This is a genomic window from Stieleria maiorica (genome assembly GCF_008035925.1).
GTDB lineage: Bacteria > Planctomycetota > Planctomycetia > Pirellulales > Pirellulaceae > Stieleria > Stieleria maiorica.
The window spans coordinates 2,959,975-2,982,799 of sequence record NZ_CP036264.1 but is presented as its reverse complement, the minus strand read 5'-3'; the positions used below and the strand labels follow the sequence as shown (position 1 = coordinate 2,982,799).

Here is a 22,825-nt window from a genome sequence, read left to right as displayed (position 1 = left end):
TCCGATCTACTTTGCGTTTGCTCTGGCTCTTGGGAAATTGCCAACACAGGTAGCAAATGTGCCAAGAGTAACGCGGCCATAGCAGTTGTGCGTACCAATGTCTGCAGTTCCATAAAAGTTCAATCGAATAACGTCAGACATCACCGAGCACGCGCGGTTGATGATCCGCTTTCGAAACAACCCCACTCGCGTGCTTCGGTGTATGTCATTGCTCCACGCTCCCGTTCGGGTATTGTTCACTAGGCATGTGTTCTGAACTAGCAGGCAAACGCCACACGGCGAATCCGTAGGACATAGTAACCCCCATCAAGAATCCCGGGATTGCGTAGACCATAGCCGTGACATCGGCTGGAGTGACGACCATTGCGACGAAAGTTGCGATGAGTAGCAGTTCTCGCCAAACGTGAAACACTACAGCATGCTATCAAGATAAGCGAACGGTGGTTTGTGACGCGATACGTTTTGTCATAGGTCATCGCTTGCCTCATGTTCTGTCGTGGAGAATAGATCACCAAACGCAACACCGCAGAACGTACCGAACACGGCGAACCCGAAACCGGAGTCGTAAACCAGCGTTGAAACAACTGCCGCTCCTACTCCTGCCGCACCGATGAGCATGGGACGAATGCAATGGGAGACGGCGAAGTGCGAACTTGACGCAGCTTCTGTGTGTAAATCTCGCGAGGGCTTGTAGGGATTCATTTCGCGAACATCAGCGATCACCTCGCACACGGACCTTTACGATTGAGATGGCGTGAGCGTGATGACCGAATCGGGTAAAAGTTTGCGTCTCGCAACAATGAGTGTGCTGGGGTGCATCGCCGGGTTCGTGGCGTCGGTCGGCACGCCGGGTTGAAGCATCGTCGCGGCTTGCCAGTGTACTCGATGTGAATTGCCGCGGGAAATTCCGGTGTCCCAATCTCCAGTCGGCACGTCAGGCGTCGGTCGTCAGCATCGAAGTCGACAGGCGTTGGTTAGTCTTCGTCAGCCGAATCGACCGCGCACCCGTCAAACCGTGACATCAAAAGCGAATCTTAGGCAACAGAGGTTGGACGACATCAAGTGGGCCAAATTCGAGCGCCCCCGTCAGCAGCACGGACGACAGGCGCCGGACCATCGCAGCCACGTCTACCGCTACGAACGGCAGCGATCACGCGGCCGCCGCGAGTGATCAACCAGTTCAAAAAAGCACGACTCGGCGGCTCGTCGTGCATCGCATTGTTATTCCATGTCCTCGTACGGTTCTGGCTCTTCAAAGATTGTCCATTGAGGAGGCATGATTGGTAACGTCTCATGTTCATCCCCAGCAGTCACCACAGCGTCCATCGACATCAGGAACATGCCAGAAGACTTTGAATTGAATCGAACCGCAATCTGAGCTGGAATGTCGTCGTCCAGCACCATGGGCTGTGGATAATGCTGTTGCTCTGGCTCAGAATCAGTTTGTTTCGTGTAGTAACGCGTAGGCCTGAATTCGCGGGGGATCGTGCCGTTGTTCTTGTCAATTTCAACGTAGAAGAGGTTGACCTCTGATGGGTAAACGCCCATCAAGGGTTGGTATTCTGGGATCGTTTTCGTCTCGTGGACGGTAACAACAAGATGATCCAGCACAGCATTCTTGAGGCTTGGACGTTTCTGAATCGAAAACTGAATCACGAACGCGCTTACGTACCACGTCATCTGCTCTTCTTCATCGTCAGCGTCGAACGTCGATACATAGGGAATCGGCTGACCATCAACGAGCACGCTTTGTTCGGCACCAAGCCGTGACGCGGGGGACACACTCGCAAGCGAGCCTTTCGCGCACCCACGTGGCTGTCCCAACATTTTCATTGCGCGGTCCTCGGCTTCGTATTTCCAGTCGCGCAGAACGTCAACGGTGTATTTATCGTCATCTCTGTCGATAAGCGTAGAGTGATTCGCACACATCCAGATGCCGTTTTCGGCATCGGCACGCTCTTGCTCTGTCATTGTTGGGTCGTAGCGTGGACCGTTTTCAGATGCAGCGCAGATGTGTGCAGCAACGCCAATATTGACGGCCGATTCGCCGTCCAGCGCTGGGCCGGATGTCGGAGCCAAGCAATTCGGATAGGCGCAGACGTATCCCGATCGCTGTGCAATCGTTCGCTTCGTTGGTGCACTAAAATCGTCGCGTGCCATAAAAACTCAGAATCTATGGAATAACGGCCTGTGGTCACCGCGTCGGCGCGATGGACCGGAACTCAAAAACAAACTCGACTCGCCGACTGCGGTGCACCACTTGGTTCACGCGGATCGGCCACGACGACAGCTTGAGCCATCGTCGCTGATGGCCAATGTACTCGATCGGAATGGCCAAGGGAAATCGAGCGTCCCAATCTGCGGTCAGCACTTCGGGTGTCGGTTGTCAGCGTTGCAATCGTCAGGCGTCGGTTTGTCATCGTCTGCCGAGTCGACCGCGCACCGCTCGAACGATGACGTCAGGAGCGAATCCCAAGAAATAGAGGTCTGATGAAATCCGATGAGCGCAATTCGAGCGCACCAATCGCAGTCGGGATGTCAGGCGTTGGACCAGAATGCGCATAGCGGAGAAGAGATTTGTCCACGAATCACTCGAATGACACGAATCGTAGTGACTGGCGTGTCACGCGTCGGTTGGAAGCGTGAACGTCAGTGGTCACCGCGTCGGCGCGATCGACCGGAACTCAAAAACAAACTCGACTCGCCGACTGCGGTGCACCACTTAGTTCACGCGCATCGGCCACGACGACCGTGAAAACCAGCGCCGCTGATGGCCAATGTACTCGATTGGAGTCGCCGTGGGGCATCCAGTGACCCAATTTGCGGCCGGCATTTTGGACGTCGGATTGCCTCGGAACGTGCCCCATTGGATGCTGGCTGGTCTCTTCTGACAAACACAATGGAACACCGTCCGATGCATCGAAAACCTTGAGGCACAGAAGGCTGGGCCTTTCCTTCGATGTCAAGCCATGTGGCAAACGAATGGATGGCAGACGAATGATTGCAGCTCGTTCTGCCGACGTTGATCGATTCTCTCCTATTCGTCTGCCAATCATTCGTCTGCCACATCTTCCACTTCGGGCGCACCAATTGAACCGTGGATGAATCAACAATCACTGAGGTCGCAGAGGGACACAGAGAAGAGGTGGGCCGTCGCTGCCGGGCGTCGGTTAGCAGCGCGAACATCAGCGATCACCTCGCACACGGACCTTTACGATTGAGATGGCGTGAGCGTGATGACCGAATCGGGTAAAAGTTTGCGTCTCGCAACAATGAGTGTGCTGGGGTGCATCGCCCGGTTCGTGGCGCCGGTCGGCACGCCGGCTTGAAACATCGTCGCGGTTTGCCAATGTACTCGATTCGAATCGCCACGGGAAATTCGAACCTCCCAATCTCCAGTCAGCATTTCAGGCGTCGGTTTTCAGCATTGAAGTCGTCAGGCGTCGGCTTGTCTTCGTCAGCCGAGTCGACCGCGCACCCGTCATACCGTGACATCAAGAGCGAATCCCAGGAAACGGAGGTTCGACGACATCAAGTGGGCCAAATTCGAGCGCACCCGTCAGCAGCATGGACGACAGGCGCCGGACCATCGCAGCCAAGTCTACCGCCGCGAACGTCACGGATCACGCGGTCGGCGCAATAGATTCAACACTTCAATTTAATCCGACTCGCCGACTCGTCGTGCATCCGAAGGTTCTGCTGGAGCTTCGTTTTCTTGCTCTGCTCCTGACAGACGTGGATCGTGAAAAGCAAAGTTCCTTGGCTCCGAGTCTCCGCTCGGTCTCCAAGTCGGACGCTCAAGTGTTTCCCTTAATTTTTCCAGGAACGCCTCCTTGTCACGACTTCTTCCCGCGGGTTCTAACAAATAGGGAAAGTCAGTAAAACGCTTCTTGCTGATCAAGAGAAGTAACTCACGAACCGTGACAATTGCTCTCGACGCAAAAACGCGTAGCACTTCGGCCTCAGTCGAATTTGGCACAAAGCGACTTGAGTGAGCCGGACCTAATTTGCTTCGCGCCATATTGATTCGAACGATCTCGTGTTCGATCACATCGTCATCTATTCCTAATTCGCGGCACTTGTCGCGAATGGTATCGTTCTGCCCACTGAATAGCACTTCAATGACCTTGGCACACCCTAAAATCGTTTCAAGCGATCTTACGTAAGGATTTTGTTGTCCATAGGAACTGTTAAATTCAATGGCCTCTCGGAGATACGTGGCAGCCAACACATATCGCGCCGAGTCCATACACTTCACGATGACCGGAAGTGAGTCAGCGAGTTCCTGGATGCGAGAATCAGGATCAATGACACGAACGGTATGAGGCGCAAAAATCGTCTCTGATCGCGCCTCAACATAATCACCGATACGGATCAACGTTTCGTCCGAACGAATAGCTATCCCGAGACAAACCGAAAGCAGGGCGGGAATGATTTTTTCGCAATTTGTCAAGAATGAGTTGATCCTATCCTCAGAATCCAGGTTGCTCGAGATCTGCATCGTTGCCCCCACGAAAGACACGTCCCACGCGCCGTCGTTGATATCAAAGGTAACTGAAAGTGGTGGCATCATTGTCTTGCCATGCAGCGTCATTCGGCCATTGTTGCCGTTTAGCAAAAAGCGGAAGTCCGTTCCGCCTTGCGGAACGCAGGACCTGCTCTCGTCCTCGCTGACAGGTTCGAAGTAATCAGACGGAACCAGCTTTAGTTGTACGATCGCCTTGGCTGGATAGACAACGTCACGCCAGGCGCCCTCCGTGACCTTCAATATGCGATTGTCTGGCAGGTTGAAACTCACAAGTATTCAGCACTCCAATTAAGCAGAACGGCAGGGTTGACCGGGGCCGAGCGAAAGATCAACCATTTAAAAAGACGCTTTCGAGGCCTCCGCGTCCAACCCATTGTTCTGCCAATTCTCTGCTGAGGCAAGATAGTCAGTATGTTGCTTCGACGAATCCAAACGCAGGCAGTTCGTGTAGCCATCCAGTGAAAAAGTGTGAATGTACGCGAACGGAAAGACATGCAGACGCAAATGCACACGCTGCGTGATACGTCAATTTGTCCAATGTTGTCGTGTTGCCGCATGGGCAACGTATCGGCTCCGATAGCCGGAATCCAGTCGCTACGGAATAGTCGGCATCCATCGCCGATTGCCAATCCGTGCGATTAAGCGGTTCGCCGCATTGCGGACAGCAAACACGTTCAAACCTGGTACCACAGTCCAAGAATTGGGGAGTCCCAAAACTTTCAAGCGAGAAGGAATCTGGGTCGATCGATGACGGATTGTGTTCGGAAACGAGTGCCTTGATTCTTGCGGCATCGTCGGGCGAGAGTTCGCAACGCGCATCCAGCGGGTGAAATTTGAAGACGCTATCACTCATGCTGCAGCATTGGCCTCCAAGGCAGAACATCAGCGATCACCTCGCACACGGGCCTTTCTGATTGAGATGGCGTGAGCGTGATGATCGAATCGGTGCGGAAGTTTGCGTCTCGCAACAATGAGTGTGCTGGGGTGCATCGCCGGGTTCGTGGCGTTGGTCGGCACGCCGGTTTGAATCATGGTTGCGGCTTGCCAATGTACTCGATTTGAATCGCCGTGGGAGATTCCAGTGTCTCAATCTCCAGTCAGCATGTCAGGCGTCGGTTGTCAGCATTGAAGTCGACAGGCGCCGGTTTGTCTTCGTCGGCAAAGTCGACCGCGCACCCGTCAAACCGTGACACCAAGAGCGAATCCCAGGAAACGGAGGTTCGATGACATCAAGTGGGCCCAATCCAATCGCTCCCGTCACCAGCATGGACGACAGGCGCCGGACCATCGCAGCCACTTCTTCCGCCACGAACGACAGCGATAACCGAGTCGCGGCGATTGATTTTCCATTGTCAAAAAGTACAGCACCGCGACTTAGGTTCATCGCCTGGTTCGCCATGTTTACGTCGCGCCGATCTGCGTCGCCGTCCAATAGCGACAATTGCAGCACAAGTTGCGATTCCCATGACGCTCGATGGTTCCGGTACAGAGGTCACGGCTAGGTTGTCGAAACCTTCGGTTTCCGTCGTTACTTGAAATATCGCAGCATCAAACGTAGAACTCGTTGAATTGATCGTAACCCGGGAAAAAACGTTGTCGAGCACTTCCGTGATCGCAAGGACACGAAAAGAATTCATCGTCCCTGTTGCCTGAAGTCCGAGAAGACGAACCGTATCGGCGGGTTCGCCAAAGTTGGCGTCGAGGTCGAGTGAAACCGACGTTGCGCGCTGGCTGAACGTCATCAATGTGTCGCGCAACCCAAGTCCTTCAGCACCCGCGAAATTTGGAACGCTGCGAGGTGAAGTGTTCGAGATTATTGAGAACTGTTCGGTGCGATTTGACAAGGTGATGACATCCCCTAAGTTGACGACGTCGGGGATGTCCCCCGACGCGAATAAGATGCCCAGCGAGGAATAGACATCTCCGTTAGTGGTCGCAACCGGTCCGGCAACAGGCTGGTCGTCGAAATCGATCACAATGTCAGCAAAGCAAGCCGACAGTGGAAGTAATGCGGAGGCAATAAATACCGTGATCATTTTGTGTAGTTGCATCAAGATGAATCTCTCTATTACTGGCGAACGGCCGCGATAACCGAGTCGCGGCGATTGATTTTCCATTGTCAAAAACGACGACTCCGCGACTTCGGTTCATCGCGTGGTTCGCCCCCACGCATTACGACGTCCCATCAGCTTGCTTTTGCGCGAGGACAGTAAACACATTGTATCCCGCCGTTGGCATGTCGTCGCTGAATGGAACAAGGGTATCGACTTCCCACCAAGGGGCAAACTCGCCAATGAGTTGTCCACCCGTCATTTGAATCATCTTAATGTGCGCAAAGCATTTCTTGGCAATTGGCCGATTCACAATCAATTCTTCTGTCGGTTGCGAATCGCCGATCCATTCAAGCAGTCCGGCTAAGAACATTCGAGTGTCTGGTTTTCCTTCGCGTTCAACGCGTGACAGCACAACGCCACAACCAAAACGGCCAGCCTTTAGCGGAAGGCTCCAGTACTGCCCTGGTCTCATGTAAGCCGTAGATTTTGGTGTGAATGGTTTCATTCGTTAGGTGGGCGAACAACAGCGATCACCTCGCACACGGGCCTTCACGATTGAGATGGCGTGAGCGTGATGATCGAATCGGGGTGAAAGTTTGTGTATCGCAACAATGAGTGTGCTGGGGTGCATCGCCGGGTTCGTGGCGCCGGTCGGCACGCCGGCTTGAAACATCGTCGGGAATCGCCAATGTACTCGATTCGAATCGCCGTGGGGAAATTCCAGCATCCCGATCTCCAGCCGGCACGTCAGGCGTCGGTCGTCAGCATGGAAGTCGACAGGTGTCGGTTTGTCTTTCGTCAGGTGAGTCGACCGCGCACCCGTCAAACCGTGACATCAAGAGCGATTCCCAGGAAACGGAGGTTCGACGACACCAAGTGGGCCAAATTCAAGCGCACCCGTCAGCAGCATGGACGACAGGCGCCGGACCATCACAGTCACGTCTACCGCCACGAACGTCAGCGATTACCTCGCATGCGGACCTCTACGATCGAGATCGCGTCAGCTTGATGATCGAGACGGCGGTGGAAGTTTGCGTCTCGCAACAATGAGTGTGCTGGGGTGCATCGCCGGGTTCGTGGCGCCGGTCGGCACGCCGGTTTGAAACATCGTCGCGAATTGCCAATGTATTCGATTCGAATCGCCGTGGGGGAATTCCAGTGTCCCAATCTCCAGTCGGGATGTCAGGCGTCGGTTGTCAGCACTGGTCTTCTCGTGCTCGTGCTCAGCATCGCGGTGCTCGTGCTCGTAATCGATCGACAGGCATCGGTTTGCTTGTCTCAGCCGAGTCGACCGCGCACCCGTCATACCGTGACATCAAGAGCGAATCCCAGGAAACGGAGGTTCGACGACATCAAGTGGGCCAAATTCGAGCGCACCCGTCAGCAGCATAGACGACAGGCGCCGGACCATCGCAGCCAAGTCTACCGCCGCGAACGATAACGATCACGTGGTCGCCGCGAACGACGCACCACTTCAATACGGTCAACTCGGCGACTCACGTGCATCGTCTGGTTCGCCGCGGTCTTTTAATCGAGATTCGTCACGACCACCAACGAACAATCCCACTATGACAACGACGTCCGATTCAATGCGGTAGTATAGGACGGCCGTGAAACGACGAAGGCGGCAGGCGCGGTACCCCGTGTGGTCGGCAGCAAACGACAATGGGCGATCTCGGACGATTGAAACCGAAGTAAAGAACTCCGTTTCCAACTCGTCGCCAAGTCCGTCACGACGCTCATCGAGCCATGCCATAGAGGACAGAAGATCGTCGCGAACTTCTTTGGCGTAGCGGACGTCCATCACGTGCGAGCATCACCGATCTGTTTACGCAATTGCGACTCCGTTAGCGCGGAATCGGGATTATCGCGGTAATCTGCCAAACGTCGGTCAAGTTCGGCCCGTTGCCGATCAGACAGTGCCGTACCCGCGTCCTGCGGCATACGATCCCAGATTGCCTGCACAACGCGCAGCTGCTCGTCGATCGAGAGAGACGAAATCTCAGAAATGGCTTGCTCTACAGTCATGGATCACCTGCCTTTTTTCAGTTGCATCCATTCTACAGCGATGCGACCAAGAGATCCAGATTCGTTCGAAGCTACGTGAAAACCAACGAAATGGAGCACTTTAGTCGACGAACGTCTAGCGATAACGGGTTGCGGCCAAGCGACGTGAACTCACAAAACAACGGCACCCGCAACTCCCGTTCATCGCCTGGTTCGTCGAGTGTCCGATCGGCGACGGTATGTTGCGCGGTCGGTCGCACCAACTTGTCAGCGCGACCAAGCAACTAATCCCATTGGTCACGCCAATCTTGCTTTGGACTTCCGGACGATCCACGTTCCGAGCACCAATCCTGTTAGGAGCAATGGTACACCGACGACAACCAGCAATACCAGCGTTCTACGTCTCTCCATCCATTCGTTGTAGGCGTCCGGGACTGATGAAGACGGTAATTCTGGCGCGGGTCGCGCGGTATATCCGTCCCAGAAGCTCGGATCCGTGTCAGGGTGGCGGCCCGTTTGCAGCCGCCGCGACATGAATGCGACTCGCTCCGCGTGCCAAGCGTCCGCCTCGGTGCGAAGCTGCCGATAGGCGGGATCGAGCAGTAGCTCCGCCTTCACGAAATCGGGCGGAGGAAGTAACGCTTTCAGATTTTCTCCCTTCGGCGCGTCAGGCAAGAATGAGTGCTGGCCCGAGTCCACCAACTCCATGCAACGGAGCCAAGCAAAATACGCGAGCGAATTCCGTCCGCCATCACGGCCCCGAGAGTAACCCGTGGAATTGCGTTGAAGTGCAACGTTCAAGGCGTGAAAGACATCTACGCTCTCCCAAGCATCCCCAAGCACGATCAGACCGGCGAGGCCCCGGACGGCCTCATTGGCCTCCTCGGGTTCGGTTAGTTCACTGTAGATATCTTGGAAGCTCCAATCAAGGAGATTGGGAAGGTATTGAGAATTGTCGATTTGTGGCGGATTAACGATCCACTTCATCGCTTGCAACTGGTACTTTTCACGGCCGAAATGTGCGTCCGGGTTGATCTCAAGAGCCTTAGCGATCTCGTCGCAAGCGGACTCGAGCTCGTCGAGCCTCGATCGGTCGGCACCTTGTCTCGCCCAGCGATGGATGAGAAACGTGCCGAGATTCGCATGATACCGGTAACGGTGCTCCCGGACTTCGGGACGAGAGGAGTCGAGCTTCTCCAGTTCCACCCACTTCCGGTCCATCCAGGATATCGCCTCGTCCCCCAGCCCAAGGCGGTCGCAGGCGACGCCGGCATCGTCGTAGGCGGCGAGGTCGTCAGGATGGCTTTGGAGGTGACGTGAGACTCGGGCTAGTCGCATCTCGTAGTAAAGCGGCGGATTCCGTGTAAACCGGCCGGTCAACGCGGCGACAACCTCGGGCATTCCGCTGGCCTCTTCGGCGGGAGTGTCCCGGTCCCAGAGGCAGGCCTCAGCCGAGAGCTGGCTACTGATCATTAGGGCTAAGGCTGCCAGCGAGCGTATCATCGTATCGCTCCACCACGCATGTTCATGTTGCGATGGTGTTTCCGAGAAACCACAGTTTCGATAAGGAAGTAATCCACAGAACCTCAGTCGACGAACATCAGCGATCACCTCGCACACGGACCTTTACGATTGAGATGGCGTGAGCGTGATGACCGAATCGGGTAAAAGTTTGCGTCTCGCAACAATGAGTGTGCTGGGGTGCATCGCCCGGTTCGTGGCGCCGGTCGGCACGCCGGCTTGAAACATCGTCGCGGTTTGCCAATGTACTCGATTCGAATCGCCACGGGAAATTCGAACCTCCCAATCTCCAGTCAGCATTTCAGGCGTCGGTTTTCAGCATTGAAGTCGTCAGGCGTCGGCTTGTCTTCGTCAGCCGAGTCGACCGCGCACCCGTCATACCGTGACATCAAGAGCGAATCCCAGGAAACGGAGGTTCGACGACATCAAGTGGGCCAAATTCGAGCGCACCCGTCAGCAGCATGGACGACAGGCGCCGGACCATCGCAGCCAAGTCTACCGCCGCGAACGGCCCGCGTCACCGGGGCCCGTGAGTTGAGTATCCATCCGTGAAATCGCGCCAACGGGCCTCCGCGTGCACGCGATGGTTACCCCTTCGGCTTTTCGCGGTGTATGCCAATCTTCTCGCGGATCTGGTTTGGGTCCTCACCAGTCTGGATGTAATCATGAATCAATTTGTCCGGATCGCCACCGTAACTCACTTGGCGACCGCTGGTCAGACGCACGTGATCTAAAGGCACGTCTGAGTCTCGGAGTTCAGAAATATCTACATCCCAGTCGACGGTGATAAGAGATTGAAGTTCCTCGAATGTCCAAGCGTAGTGTTGCGGAACGGCGAGACGATCATACTCGTCACGTAGATCGTGCCATCCGGTTGGCCATTCACCCGACGTGCGAATGTGATCAATGATGAAAACGGCAGTCCAGTCCGAAGCATATGCTTCGCGCGGAATACCGATCACCTGTTTGGCAAACGACAACGCTTTTGCGATTCCGAAAACGGCAAGCAAACAAACAGTCAACGTAACGACAGTAATCAAAACACGTCGCATGGAACGTCAGGTCGCGTGCTCCTAGCTGGGGTAACGTCAGTGGTCACCGCGTCGGCGCGATCGACCGGAACTCAAAAACAAACTCGACTCGCCGACTGCGGTGCACCACTTAGTTCACGCGCATCGGCCACGACGACCGTGAAAACCAGCGCCGCTGATGGCCAATGTACTCGATTGGAGTCGCCGTGGGGCATCCAGTGACCCAATTTGCGGCCGGCATTTTGGACGTCGGATTGCCTCGGAACGTGCCCCATTGGATGCTGGCTGGTCTCTTCTGACAAACACAATGGAACACCGTCCGATGCATCGAAAACCTTGAGGCACAGAAGGCTGGGCCTTTCCTTCGATGTCAAGCCATGTGGCAAACGAATGGATGGCAGACGAATGATTGCAGCTCGTTCTGCCGACGTTGATCGATTCTCTCCTATTCGTCTGCCAATCATTCGTCTGCCACATCTTCCACTTCGCGCGCACCAATTAAACCGTGGATGAATCAACAATCACTGAGGTCGCAGAGGGACACAGAGAAGAGGTGGGCCGTCGCTGCCGGGCGTCGGTTAGCAGCGCGAACGTCGGTGGTCACCGCGTCGGCGCGATGAAACTGAACTCAAATACAAACTCAACTCGCCGACTGCGGTGCACCACTTGGTTCACGCGGATCGGCCACGACGACAGCTTGAGCCATCGTCGCTGGTGGCCAGTGTACTCGACCGGAATCGCCGAGGAAAATCGAGTCTCCAAACAGCAGTCGGCGCGTCAGGTGTCGGCTGTCAGCGTTGCATTCGACAGGCACCGGTTTGTCGACTTCGGCCGAGTCGACTGTGCACCAAGTGAGACAAGAATCACGCAAAGACGCCAAGCCGCAAAGAAGCGAGGTCAAATCTTTGCGGCTTGGCGACTTTGCGTGAGGCCCTTCCAGCAAGTATGTCAGCGCACCTGTCGAACCGTGACTGCAGGAGCGAATAACAGGAAACAGAGGTCTGATGAATCCCGGTGGCCGCAAGCTCGGGTACTGGCATTAGCGTTCATCGGTGTTCATTAGCGGTGCCCAAACGCCGGATACACGAACCGCTAATCCACGCGAATGAACGCAAATCTCGGAACCCGTTTCAAGCAGTCGCGAGCGTGAACGTCACCGATCACCGAGGACCGGGAGTTGAGCATCCATTCGTGAAAACTGACCACCGGTCCTTCGGTGCATCGGATGGTTCGCCGCAGACTCACGCATCGGCAAGTAGGATTCGATAGAAAAGACGCGCAGTTTGGTTTATGACGAGCCCACCACGCTGTCCCATTCCACCACCACCACGAACCACTCGTGTCAGCAAGCCCGCGTTGGAAAGTTGCATTAGAATCTCGTAGTCGTCGAGGTTAGAGCAAAACTTTTCTTGCTCTTTCCAAATGAAACGAATCTCCGTGTTAGGTTCGCGCCATTCACTCGCTACGCGCGTGAGCAAACGTGTCTCCGTCTCGTTGCCCAGTAGATCACGAATAGCATCAATGTGTAGCCAACGAATCGTCTTAATTGCTTCGCACAAATTGAAAAGCTCAGTGGCGTTGATTTCGTCACGGAGGTATGCAGCCCATACCTTCGCAAGCATCTCCGCCTTACCGACGTCGTCCAACTGGTCGATTAGCAGCAATAGCGACGTCCCAACATCGGAGGCGTAACGCCCATCAGCCTCAAGTTGCTCAATATGCTCGTTGATTGCGTCTTCAGGGATATCAGAGAGTCCGTGCAGAAATCGCTCCAATTTGTGTTCCAGTAGTGCATCGCGACCGGCGCGAATCGCCTTAAGCGATTTGTAGGCAGTCGACGCGATTGGGACGGATTCTAAAAATGTGTCATCGAGAACGACGGCAAGAACATTGTCGGTAGATGAAGCAACCACTGACGGTGTCTTCTTGATCAGGCCAACCAGCGCAGCGAGCCAGCTTTTCGGTGTCGGGTTCGGACTGTTCACGGTATCAATGTTCACGTTTCATATCGTCGGCGAACGTCACGCGTCACCCGGTACGCGCGGAAAATATTCAACTTCAAGACCGCCCAACTCGCGTACTCGGGTGCACGCGATTGTTACCCGATTCAGTATCAGCCAAGCGTTGCCGATGAGCAATCAGCTCGAATTTACCATCCGTCGTCGATATGTACACGAGCCGATCATTGATTCTCCGAATGCGGACATCCGTTTCGTGGTTTGGGTTCATGCATGTCGCAGAGCAACCGGGAGCCTCCAAGTAGAATTGAGCATTTGCGCGAACTACGAGCCTTGGAAGAAGCTTGTATGAGACAAACGTGGCCGTCGAAGCGAGTCCTGTCAATGCAACCAGTGACAAAGCGTCATCCGTCACCGACGTTGGATGTAAAAGCAGGTAGACAGTCAGTACCGCAACACAAAACAAAACTGCAGTTGCTATCAATGGCAATCGCTGAACAGAATGTCGTCGCCAGCGTTTGCCTCGAAAAACAGTAATCAACGTCGCCTCGTGAAATCGCTCGGTTTCCATCAGCGATTTGTACTACGTGTGAACCAATTCGGGTAACGGTGGCCGTCACCGAGGACGGACGATTGATTTTCCACTTCAAAAACCGCGCAGCCCGTCCTTCGGTGCACGGCATTGTTATCGCAGTGTATCGCTACTTTGCGTCAAATATCAAGTTGATTAGAAATCCTCTCAAACCGCTGATAGGCCGGGCGCTCGTAGGTGTGGTTCAGAATTCTGAGGAGCATCTTCGTGTCGGTCAATTCGATGATCTGGTAAAGCATGCGATCGCGAGTCCACTCGTCGATCTGAAATTCCGGGATCGGAGCAATCGCCATTGTCAAATCCACTAGAGTGTGCCCCGGTTTGAGTCCGAAAAAGTCTGTGAACTCGCGGGAGTCTCCAGAGTCTCGCAACTCCCACGTTTGATGAAATGGACTACCTTCTGCATCATCACGCCCATTGACGAGACACGAATAAGTTCCATCGGGTCGCAAGGTAGTTACCCAGTCTGGTAAAGGGTGCAAAGCGTCCAGGTCCGTTCCCATCCCGGTAGACTTCCAAACGCCAATTAACTGCTCTCGGTTGAAGCTCATGGGAATTCGTGTCGATGCGATAACGATCGAAATCACGGGGGACGGGCGAAAGACTTGCAAGCAGACCAAGAAACGCGACTCCCGTCCTCCCGTGCATTTCCTGGTTCCCCGCTTCACCACACAGCCATGTCCAGACGAGCAAGCAATTCCTATTCTGCAGTATACCGATCACAGACCATCTTGGATTGTGGGCTATCCTCATCCAGCAGGTGTACCTCGTAGCGCCCAAAATTCAGCGATGCGCCGGTCTCGTTCAAGTCGTATATCCTGATCCAGTAGCAATCGTCAAACAGAAAGGCAAGCGACTCGAGTGGAGTTGGGCGGTCGAGTAAGAGCGTGCCGGGTAAATTTGAGTGCAAGTAATCGATACGAACCTGAGGTGGGGAGGCGTTGATCGTAACGGACGTGATCTGCAAACCGTATTCGGTCTTGTAGCATGCTGAAGGTAGTTCGGATTGATAGCGAAATTCAGTCAAGGCCAACCACGCGATTCGGAGAGGACATGTCTGTCGGGGAACGTCAGCGATCACGCGGCCGCGGCGAATGATCAACCACTTCAAAAACCACGACTCCGCGGCTCGCCGTGCATCGCATGGTTCTGCCTCTTCGTCAGCGTCACTGCGTCTGCTGGCTTCGCTGCCACGGATGCTCTGGGGACTCCCGAACAGCGTACCAACCAACCGGCAGGTCAGCCAGCTGACGGATGGATGGATCATGTTCTGCCACCTGGGATAAGCCGACAATCATTGCGTTTTCCTCTGTCACGTCTCCGCCATCAAGGAATTGCCAGCCACCGTCATCCAAATCGTGAGTTACGTAGAGGACCGGATTGCTGCCATCCATGATTCGATCAAGCGTAATTACGGCAAGATTCTGAGGGCTTTCGAACGGCCATTCTTCGCCCGCCCTTCGAGAGTCGTTCATTTGCGTCTCAGATATATTGGGAAGCTGATTAGATTCGGCATCACGGCGTCCGCAACCCGTATGGATCAAAACGAGAAGTAGTGAGATACGGTAAACGCAAGTCATTGCATCGGGCAAGATGTCAGCACTACCTTTGTGGCAGAACATCAGCGATCACCTCGCACGCGGACCTTCACGATTGAGATTGCGTGAGCGTGATGATCGAATTGGGTTGGAAGTTTGCGTCTCGCAACAATGAGTGTGCTGGGGTGCATCGCCGGGTTCGTGGCGTCGGTCGGCACGCCGGGTTGAAGCATCGTCGCGGCTTGCCAGTGTACTCGATGTGAATTGCCGCGGGAAATTCCGGTGTCCCAATCTCCAGTCGGCACGTCAGGCGTCGGTCGTCAGCATCGAAGTCGACAGGCGTTGGTTAGTCTTCGTCAGCCGAATCGACCGCGCACCCGTCAAACCGTGACATCAAAAGCGAATCTTAGGCAACAGAGGTTGGACGACATCAAGTGGGCCAAATTCGAGCGCCCCCGTCAGCAGCACGGACGACAGGCGCCGGACCATCGCAGCCACGTCTACCGCTACGAACGGCGGTGGTCACCGCGTCGGTGCGATCGACCTGAACTCAAAAACAACCTCGACTCGCCGACTGCGGTGCACCACTTGGTTCACGCGGATCGGCCACGACGACAGCACGTGCCATCGCCGCGGATAGCCAATGTACTCGATTGGAATCGCCGTGGGAAATCCAGTGTCGCAATCAGCGGTCGGCACTTCGGGCGTTGGTTGTCAGCGTTGGAATCGACAGGCGTTGGTTTGTCTTCTTTGGCCGAGTCGACCGCGCACCTATCGAACCGTGACGTCAGGAGCGAATCCCAGGAAACAGAGGTCTGATGAAATCCGGTGGGCGTCCTTCGAGCGCACCTATCGCAGTCGGGTATCAGGCGTCGGACCATGATGCGAACAGCGGAGAAGAGAGTCGTCCACGAATCACTCGAATGACACGAATCGATTTGCGGTGGCGTGTCAGGCGTCGGTTGGCAGCGCGAACGATGAATTCTTGGCAGTCCGACTGCCGTGATTTAGGCATCTTATCAGCAGTCGGACTGCCGATAATGGGTTCCACCCGATTTAAGGGGGCGTGGGCGGGGGCGGTGATGCGGTCGGCCACTCTGAGCTTTCAATGTCGTCCGAATCACGGTCGGGTGAAGCTTCGTTCCGGCCTGTTGATTGAATTCGATCCTACGTGGGATCAGCCGCTTCGCGCGAGCGTACGGGCATTGAATCAGCAAGAGGTTTGTACCGGGCCCGTAGGCTCGCGCCATACGGCTGATTCAATCGACCCGCCGGTTCTCCACCGGCTGAGGTCCTTAGACCGCTGGAAGAAAAAGAGTAGAGTGGTTTGCTCGCGGGGCGACCGCCTGCTCAGGCACTCGACTTATTTCCCTTCGGCGGCCCATTGCTTCATCAGGGCGATGTTCTTTTGGACGGTTTCGAGTTGCTGGGGATCGAATCTTGGCAGACTCAGGCGGTCGGTGTAGACCTTCATGTCGCTGTCGTACATCGCGTCCGATTCTCTCTGGCGGCCTTGGTCACCGGTCTGATCCATCCAGACATCCAGTCGGCGACGCAGGTCGGCCAGGGTCGTCGCATAGGCCGGGTCGTCCGCCAGATTGTGAATCTCGTACGGATCGTTCTTCAAATCGTACAGCTCTTCGGTCGGGCGGACGTCGCGAAACAATAACTCCTGGGTCACGTTCAGCGTGCCGGCCGCGTGGACCTGGCGCAGGGCTATCAGGATCGCTTTGGCGTCCTTGTAGGCACAGGGTTGCAAGTACGGCCGTTTGGGAAGGAAGTTGCGGATGTACTTGAAGTCCTTGGTGCGGACGCTGCGAAGATGGTCGACCGTTTCGTCGCAGCGATCTCGAGCGGCAAAGACGGCTTCTCGCGGGGTGTAGTCCTCGGCCAGGATGTCGCGGGCCTGCATCCAGTCCGGGACTCCGATTCCAGCGGCGGCCAAGGACAACGCCGCGATGTCGATGTGCTCGACCACGTCGTCGCGAACCGTCCCCGAATCGATCCCAGGCCCGGCGATCACCAGGGGAACGTGCAGCCCTTCGTCATAGAGGAATTGCTTGCCACGGGCATGGCTGATCCCATGATCGGTCATGAACAACACGAGCGTGTTCGCCAGGACACCTTCTTTTTCGAGCCGATTGAGCACTTCGCCGACCATCACATCGGTCATCCGCACCGAATCCAAATAAGCCGCCCAGTCGCGGACGATATCCGGATGATCGGGGTAGTAGGGCGGCAGAGTCACGGCGCTGGTCGGCGTGCGGCTGCCGAGCGTCTTTTCCGCCGCGGCGGAAACCCTTTCCCATCCCTCAGCATCTTTGCCCCGCAGCTTGCCGCCTTGGGTTTGGATCTGGGCGAAGAACGGCTGGCCTTCCTGCCGTGACGCCCAATCGTTGGAATCATAGACCGATTCATCCCACTGGAAGTTGTAATCCGTCTTGCCCAATCGTCCGTTGGGCGGCCATCCGGTGATCGAGGTGTGATAGCCGGCGTCTTGAAACAGTTTGGGAACCAATTCGATGCCCTCGGGCAGATGGATTTTCAACTCCCCTCGACCGCTGCGATGATGATGGGCGCCGATGCTGGTCTGGTACATGCCGGTGATGAAGGCCGATCGGCAGGTCGAACAGACCGGCGCGGTGACGAAGGCATTCGTGAATTTCGCGCCTCGCGCCGCCAGCGCATCGACGTGGGGCGTTTCGATCGCGGTCTCGCCGTAGCAGGAAAAGTTTGCCGACATGTCGTCCGGAATGATCCAAACGATGTTGGGACGATCATCGGCATGCACTGCGGCGCAACCGACAAGGAAACTAACGATCAGGAAGTGACGGAGCATGGCGTGCGCGGTGAGGGAAGGCGGGGAAAGAAACGAAGAGGTCACATTGTAAAAGCAAATCCGCGGTCATGACACAATGGATTGGCACTCCGGCATGCCAAAAGTCTTCGCCGCTGCCCGGGACGGATGTATATCAGCCCACCGATCGCTGGGCGTCCCCACGGATGTCGAGCAGCCTGCTATCCGTGGAGAAGCTCTGCCATCCTTGGGTAACCTCCGATTGCAGGCGACCAATCCGACGCACCGAGACGCCACCACAGACGATCGATCCCGCACGGGAATCAAACTTCCGCGGCGACCGGTTCGCTCTCGAAACGGGTGAACGTTCGGATTCCGTAAATGGCGATGACGACGAAGCAAACCATCGGCAAGTAGAACGAATTGCGAACGCCGAGCTCGTCGATGAATTTCCCTTGCAACAGCGGCAGCAGGGCACCGCCGACGATCGCCATGATCAACCCCGCCGACCCGAGTTTGGCTTCTTCATGGGGCAGGTTCTTCAGCGCGATGCCATAGATCGTGGGGAACATCAACGACATGCAGGCCGAGATCAACACCAGGCAGGTCAGTCCGATCTTCCCCGGCAACCAGATCGCCCCCAGGGTGAATGCGATCGCGACGATCGCGAGTGCCGCGAGCAGTTTTCCGGGGCTGAAATATTTCAACATGAACGTGCAAACAAATCGACTGACCAAAAAAATCACCATCGCCGCGATGTTCCACGTTTGTGCTTGGGCCAACGTCAGACCGACCCGCTCCATCCCGTAGTGAATGATGAACGTCCAGCACGTGATTTGGGCACCGACATAAAACGCTTGTGCGACGACGCCTTCACGGTAGTGGGCTTTCGCCAGCAACCGGCCCGCGACCTCGCCCATCGGCCCATCAGGTTCTTCTTTGGCGAAGGTCGGCATTTTGGTGATCGCAAACAGGATCAGAAAACCGATCACCACGCCAGCGATCACGACATAGGGCGTGCGGACGACGCCGAGATCGTGTTGTTGGATCGCCAGAAACGATTCCGGATCGTTGGCCTGCATGTTGGACAATCCGGCGCTGACGGCGCCGTCGAGTGCACCGAACTCTTGTTTGAAATCGGGTAGTCCGTCGGGATAGTCGGCTTCGACGTATCGGATCGCCGACGGCGACTTCGATTCCATCGCGGCACGAAACTCACCGACTTGCAGATTGGGAGCGATGATCGTTGACGCGACGACCATCCCGGTCAGCGATCCGATCGGGTTGAACGCCTGGGCCAAATTCAACCGCTGCGTCGCCGTCTCCGGCGGTCCCATCGCCAGGATGTAGGGATTGCAACTCGTTTCCAGGAACGCCAATCCGAACGTCAAAATGTAGAACCCGACGATAAAGATCCAAAAGTTGGTGTTCAAGCTGGCCGGAATGCTCATCAGGGCGCCCACGGCGTAAAGCGAAAAGCCCACCATGATCGCACCCTTGTACGAATACTTGCGGATGAACATCGCCGCCGGCAACGCCATCGTGAAGTAGCCGCCGTAAAAAGCGAACTGGACCAGCGAACTCTGCGTGTTGCTGATTTGAAAGACCTCCTTGAACACCTTGACCAGCGGATTGGTGATGTCGTTGGCAAATCCCCACAATGCGAAACAGCAAGTGGTCAAGATGAACGCCATCAGGAATTCTCTGGGAACCACCTTGCTAACAGCCTGGCCGGAGGAGGAGTCGGAGGAAGAGGATGACATGGAGTGTTCTGGGGGGACGAGGGGCAAAACGATGGGGGCAAAACGATAGAAGGCAGAATGATTCGGGGCAGGATGATTTTGCGGGTGAAGGAGGGGCGATTCGATGGTGCCGGTTGGTTCCCCGAGGGCATCGAGGTTTCAGGTGAAGCCTAAACTCGTTCCAAGGCTCCGCCTTGGAACACGCTTTAGATACGGCTCCCGCCACCAGCGACCAGAGGCGAGGCCTGGGAACGAGGTTCAACCGATGTAGGGATAGCTGGGATCGATCAGGCCGGCCTCTTTCATCGCCGACCAAAACTCCGCCGGTGGCGACGCGGCGCAAAGGGCGACGTTTTGCTGGATCCGCTCGGGACGGCTGCTGTTGAGCGCGGTCGCCACGACGCCCGGCGGCGACATGCCGAATGCGACACAGGCTTCGGCCGGAGTTACCTCGTGTTGGTTGCAGAGCTGATGAAACCGGTCGCGCCAACGGATCAGCGATTGATCCGATTCGCTTTCGCCGGTGACTTTTCGATAATCAAAGAAATCGCCCCCGGTTAAGAAGCCGGCATGGAAGACCGCGGAATTGATGACCGCGACGTTCCTGACTCGCAGCGATTCAATGAACTCCAGCAATTCGCTCGGGTGCGTGTAGACGGTCAAACTGGTCGCCAGCATGACCCAGTCCAAGTCGCATTGCTCGGCAAGTTGCTGAGAAACCCGCCAATCTTTCGATCCGACTCCGATCCCCGCGACCTCACCCCTGTCACGCAGTTCGACGAGCGCCTGGTAGGCGCCCAGGATGTCGTCCCAGCGTGACTGGCGATCCGACGTGTCCGTGGCAGCGGCCAAGTATTCGTCGGGGTCGTGCACGGAGACGAGCTGTGCTCGATAGGGGGCAAGTAGCTGGCACCCCTGTCGCCAGCAACGCAAGATACCGTCGTAGCTGATGTCTTGGACCGCGTCATGTTCCAGTCCCACCCAAGCACCGGGTTCGAAGGTCGGTTCGGGGGTTTCCAGCGGAACGCGTCGCCACCCCAGTTTGTTGCTGATCAGAACGTCCGCCGGATCGACGTGAAGCTCAGACAAGGCCTTTGAAATCGACTCCAGCGCCAAACCGGCGCCATACTTGCCGGCCGAATCAACGGTCACCATACCCAGCGCGTGTTCGGTCCACTGAGAGACGATTTCACGCTTGGCATCTCCGGAGATCGCTCGGTAAAGATTACCGAACGAGCTGGTTCCGAAAACGATCTTCGGAATCTGCAAAACGTCCCTGCCAGACGCCGTGCCTTGGGTGCTCAGTTCCATGAATCTTTCTTCCGCTATTGGGTGACTTTCAAGACATAAGCGTACTTTGACGGTCTGGTCTTCGGAAGTTGCACCGTCAGTCCGTTTTCATCACGCGACCATTCCAGTTCCTGGTCCGAACCGAGCATCGTGATCGATGCGATGTCGCCTTCGTAGTGCTGGCTGTTACTGGACAGTGTTTTCACGGTGATTTGATTGTTCTCCGGCCATTTCAATCCCGTGACGTACAGCGTGCTGTCGCCGGCGCGCGTGGTGAATCGAAGGTCCGCCGCGGTGAATGGTTTATCTTTCGATTCGGAAACGTGTCCGGTCGAAACCGACGTCGGACCTTCGCCGAACGTCTTCCAGTAGGTCGTTTCGTAGATCGATTCTCCGTTAATCTTCAGCCAGCTTCCGATCTCTTTCAGGATCGCCTGGTCTTCCTCGGGGATCGTGCCGTCGGCGCGGGGGCCGACGTTTAACAACAAGCACCCATTTTTGCTGACGATGTCGACCAAATCATTGATCAACCGTTCCGGCGTCTTGTAGCGTTGGTTCTGGGTGTAGCCCCAGGAGCTGGCGCTGACCGCGGTGTCGGTTTGCCAGAACGGCTTGCGAATCTCGGCCATCTTGGAACGCTCTTTGTCCAACACGGCGGCCGACTCGGGGAACGCTTCCCATTTGTAATTGATCACTCCGGGCTGACCGGTTTGTTCGGACGTTTGGTTGTAGTAATAGGCCGCAAACTGCTTCAAATGGTCCGCGAACGGATTGTCTTGGTAGTTGACCGTTCGACCACCGGGGGTGATCCCAAAATCAAACCAGAAGACATCGGGCTGATACTTGTCGACCAACTCACACGAGCGAGCCAACCAGTCGTCTTTGAATTGTTGATCTTGGGGAACAAAACGGTTCTGGTAGTCCCAGGCGTCCTTTTCGAATAAGAACGGCATCGGACGCCCGTACAAGTCGGCGTATTGCGGATCCGCGTTGTCATAAGACTCGTCACGCACGTAATACATCCAATTGAACGCGCGGTGGCTGCTGACACCGAACTTCATGCCGTGCTTGCGAACCGCGACCGACAGTTCGCGGATCACGTCACGTTTCGGCCCCATCTCCGATGCGTCCCAACGTGTGAAGGCACAGTCATACATCGGGAACCCGTCGTGGTGTTCGGCCACCGGGATGACGTATCGCGCCCCCGTTTCCTGAAACAACTTTGCCCAGCGATCGGCGTCGAACTTTTCCGCCTTGAACTGCGGAATGAAATCCTTGTAGCCGAACTTGCTGTGCGGCCCGTAGGTGTTGACGTGGTGGTCAAAAAAATTGTCCCCGCGGCGATCCCGATTGATGTACATCTGGCGTGGATACCACTCGCTGCCAAACGCAGGAACGGCGTAGGCGCCCCAGTGGATGAAGATCCCGAATTTGGCGTCCTTGTACCACTGTGGAATCTGGTACTGCTCCAGCGATTCCCACTCCGGTTTAAATGTTCCGCCTGCGTTGACCGCCCGAATCTTCTCCACCGCAGGGGCGACCGCGGGATGCGGAAGCGTCGCCGGGTGGGGTTCCTCAGCGAAACAGGAACCGGCAAAGATCGCGGTGGACGCGATCGCGGCACACGTAAGCCTTCTCAGGGTCATCACAACTCTCATGGGGAAATCAGGTCAGCGGCTGTGGGGGAGGGCTTAGCATTGTGACACAGGCCGATCAAATCCCCATAGCCGAGATTGACATCTGCATGTCTATTTTTAACCTGTCCGG

The 22,825-nt window shown here is 55.9% G+C and carries 14 protein-coding genes; all 14 read right to left on the bottom strand.

What is annotated here, in order from left to right; all coding sequences use genetic code 11:
• Positions 1-1,221 precede the first annotated feature (1,221 nt).
• Positions 1,222-2,160, bottom strand: a complete 939-nt coding sequence (locus Mal15_RS10275; RefSeq protein WP_147867673.1) for a hypothetical protein — start codon at positions 2,158-2,160, stop codon at positions 1,222-1,224.
• A 1,498-nt stretch (positions 2,161-3,658) separates the two neighbouring features.
• On the bottom strand, positions 3,659-4,798 hold the full coding sequence (locus tag Mal15_RS10270) for a hypothetical protein (RefSeq protein WP_147867672.1): 1,140 nt from the start codon (positions 4,796-4,798) through the stop codon (positions 3,659-3,661).
• A gap of 1,082 nt (positions 4,799-5,880) precedes the next feature.
• Positions 5,881-6,579 carry a PEP-CTERM sorting domain-containing protein gene (locus Mal15_RS10265; RefSeq protein ID WP_167546713.1) on the bottom strand — a complete coding sequence of 233 codons (699 nt, stop codon included), beginning with the start codon at positions 6,577-6,579 and terminating at the stop codon, positions 5,881-5,883.
• Positions 6,580-6,700: 121 nt separating this feature from the next.
• A complete protein-coding gene (locus Mal15_RS10260) occupies positions 6,701-7,087 on the bottom strand; it encodes an Imm26 family immunity protein (protein WP_147867670.1) in 387 nt (128 codons plus the stop codon).
• 1,298 nt (positions 7,088-8,385) lie between these two features.
• Positions 8,386-8,610, bottom strand: coding sequence for an addiction module protein (locus Mal15_RS10250; protein WP_147867669.1), 225 nt, complete (start codon positions 8,608-8,610; stop codon positions 8,386-8,388).
• A gap of 276 nt (positions 8,611-8,886) precedes the next feature.
• The gene (locus Mal15_RS10245) at positions 8,887-10,092 is read right to left on the bottom strand and encodes a hypothetical protein (protein WP_147867668.1); all 1,206 of its coding nucleotides are present in this window, start codon (positions 10,090-10,092) and stop codon (positions 8,887-8,889) included.
• A 605-nt stretch (positions 10,093-10,697) separates the two neighbouring features.
• Positions 10,698-11,162: a hypothetical protein gene (locus Mal15_RS10240; protein ID WP_147867667.1), complete on the bottom strand. Its 465-nt coding sequence runs from the start codon at positions 11,160-11,162 to the stop codon at positions 10,698-10,700.
• Between the two features lie 1,220 nt (positions 11,163-12,382).
• The gene (locus tag Mal15_RS10235) at positions 12,383-13,141 is read right to left on the bottom strand and encodes a hypothetical protein (protein WP_147867666.1); all 759 of its coding nucleotides are present in this window, start codon (positions 13,139-13,141) and stop codon (positions 12,383-12,385) included.
• 669 nt (positions 13,142-13,810) lie between these two features.
• Entirely contained in the window at positions 13,811-14,242 is a 432-nt protein-coding gene (locus Mal15_RS10230; RefSeq protein WP_147867665.1) for a hypothetical protein, read from the bottom strand.
• A gap of 615 nt (positions 14,243-14,857) precedes the next feature.
• Positions 14,858-15,166, bottom strand: a complete 309-nt coding sequence (locus Mal15_RS10225) for a DUF2185 domain-containing protein (protein ID WP_147867664.1) — start codon at positions 15,164-15,166, stop codon at positions 14,858-14,860.
• A 1,426-nt stretch (positions 15,167-16,592) separates the two neighbouring features.
• Entirely contained in the window at positions 16,593-18,068 is a 1,476-nt protein-coding gene (locus Mal15_RS10220; RefSeq protein WP_147867663.1) for a sulfatase family protein, read from the bottom strand.
• 281 nt (positions 18,069-18,349) lie between these two features.
• On the bottom strand, positions 18,350-19,789 hold the full coding sequence (locus Mal15_RS10215) for an MFS transporter (RefSeq protein ID WP_147867662.1): 1,440 nt from the start codon (positions 19,787-19,789) through the stop codon (positions 18,350-18,352).
• 237 nt (positions 19,790-20,026) lie between these two features.
• Positions 20,027-21,079 carry an aldo/keto reductase gene (locus tag Mal15_RS10210; protein WP_147867661.1) on the bottom strand — a complete coding sequence of 351 codons (1,053 nt, stop codon included), beginning with the start codon at positions 21,077-21,079 and terminating at the stop codon, positions 20,027-20,029.
• A 14-nt stretch (positions 21,080-21,093) separates the two neighbouring features.
• On the bottom strand, positions 21,094-22,704 hold the full coding sequence (locus Mal15_RS10205) for an alpha-L-fucosidase (protein ID WP_147867660.1): 1,611 nt from the start codon (positions 22,702-22,704) through the stop codon (positions 21,094-21,096).
• Positions 22,705-22,825: the final 121 nt, after the last annotated feature.

What these genes read in the sequence shown, in the direction of transcription:
- Mal15_RS10230 (WP_147867665.1), bottom strand. Translation starts at nt 14,242, where the DNA reads ATGAGCTTCAACCGAGAGCAGTTAATTGGCGTTTGGAAGTCTACCGGG.
- Mal15_RS10265 (WP_167546713.1), bottom strand. Translation starts at nt 6,579, where the DNA reads ATGCAACTACACAAAATGATCACGGTATTTATTGCCTCCGCATTACTT.
- Mal15_RS10210 (WP_147867661.1), bottom strand. Translation starts at nt 21,079, where the DNA reads ATGGAACTGAGCACCCAAGGCACGGCGTCTGGCAGGGACGTTTTGCAG.
- Mal15_RS10220 (WP_147867663.1), bottom strand. Translation starts at nt 18,068, where the DNA reads ATGCTCCGTCACTTCCTGATCGTTAGTTTCCTTGTCGGTTGCGCCGCA.
- Mal15_RS10205 (WP_147867660.1), bottom strand. Translation starts at nt 22,704, where the DNA reads ATGACCCTGAGAAGGCTTACGTGTGCCGCGATCGCGTCCACCGCGATC.
- Mal15_RS10240 (WP_147867667.1), bottom strand. Translation starts at nt 11,162, where the DNA reads ATGCGACGTGTTTTGATTACTGTCGTTACGTTGACTGTTTGTTTGCTT.
- Mal15_RS10260 (WP_147867670.1), bottom strand. Translation starts at nt 7,087, where the DNA reads ATGAAACCATTCACACCAAAATCTACGGCTTACATGAGACCAGGGCAG.
- Mal15_RS10215 (WP_147867662.1), bottom strand. Translation starts at nt 19,789, where the DNA reads ATGTCATCCTCTTCCTCCGACTCCTCCTCCGGCCAGGCTGTTAGCAAG.
- Mal15_RS10250 (WP_147867669.1), bottom strand. Translation starts at nt 8,610, where the DNA reads ATGACTGTAGAGCAAGCCATTTCTGAGATTTCGTCTCTCTCGATCGAC.
- Mal15_RS10225 (WP_147867664.1), bottom strand. Translation starts at nt 15,166, where the DNA reads ATGAACGACTCTCGAAGGGCGGGCGAAGAATGGCCGTTCGAAAGCCCT.
- Mal15_RS10245 (WP_147867668.1), bottom strand. Translation starts at nt 10,092, where the DNA reads ATGATACGCTCGCTGGCAGCCTTAGCCCTAATGATCAGTAGCCAGCTC.
- Mal15_RS10275 (WP_147867673.1), bottom strand. Translation starts at nt 2,160, where the DNA reads ATGGCACGCGACGATTTTAGTGCACCAACGAAGCGAACGATTGCACAG.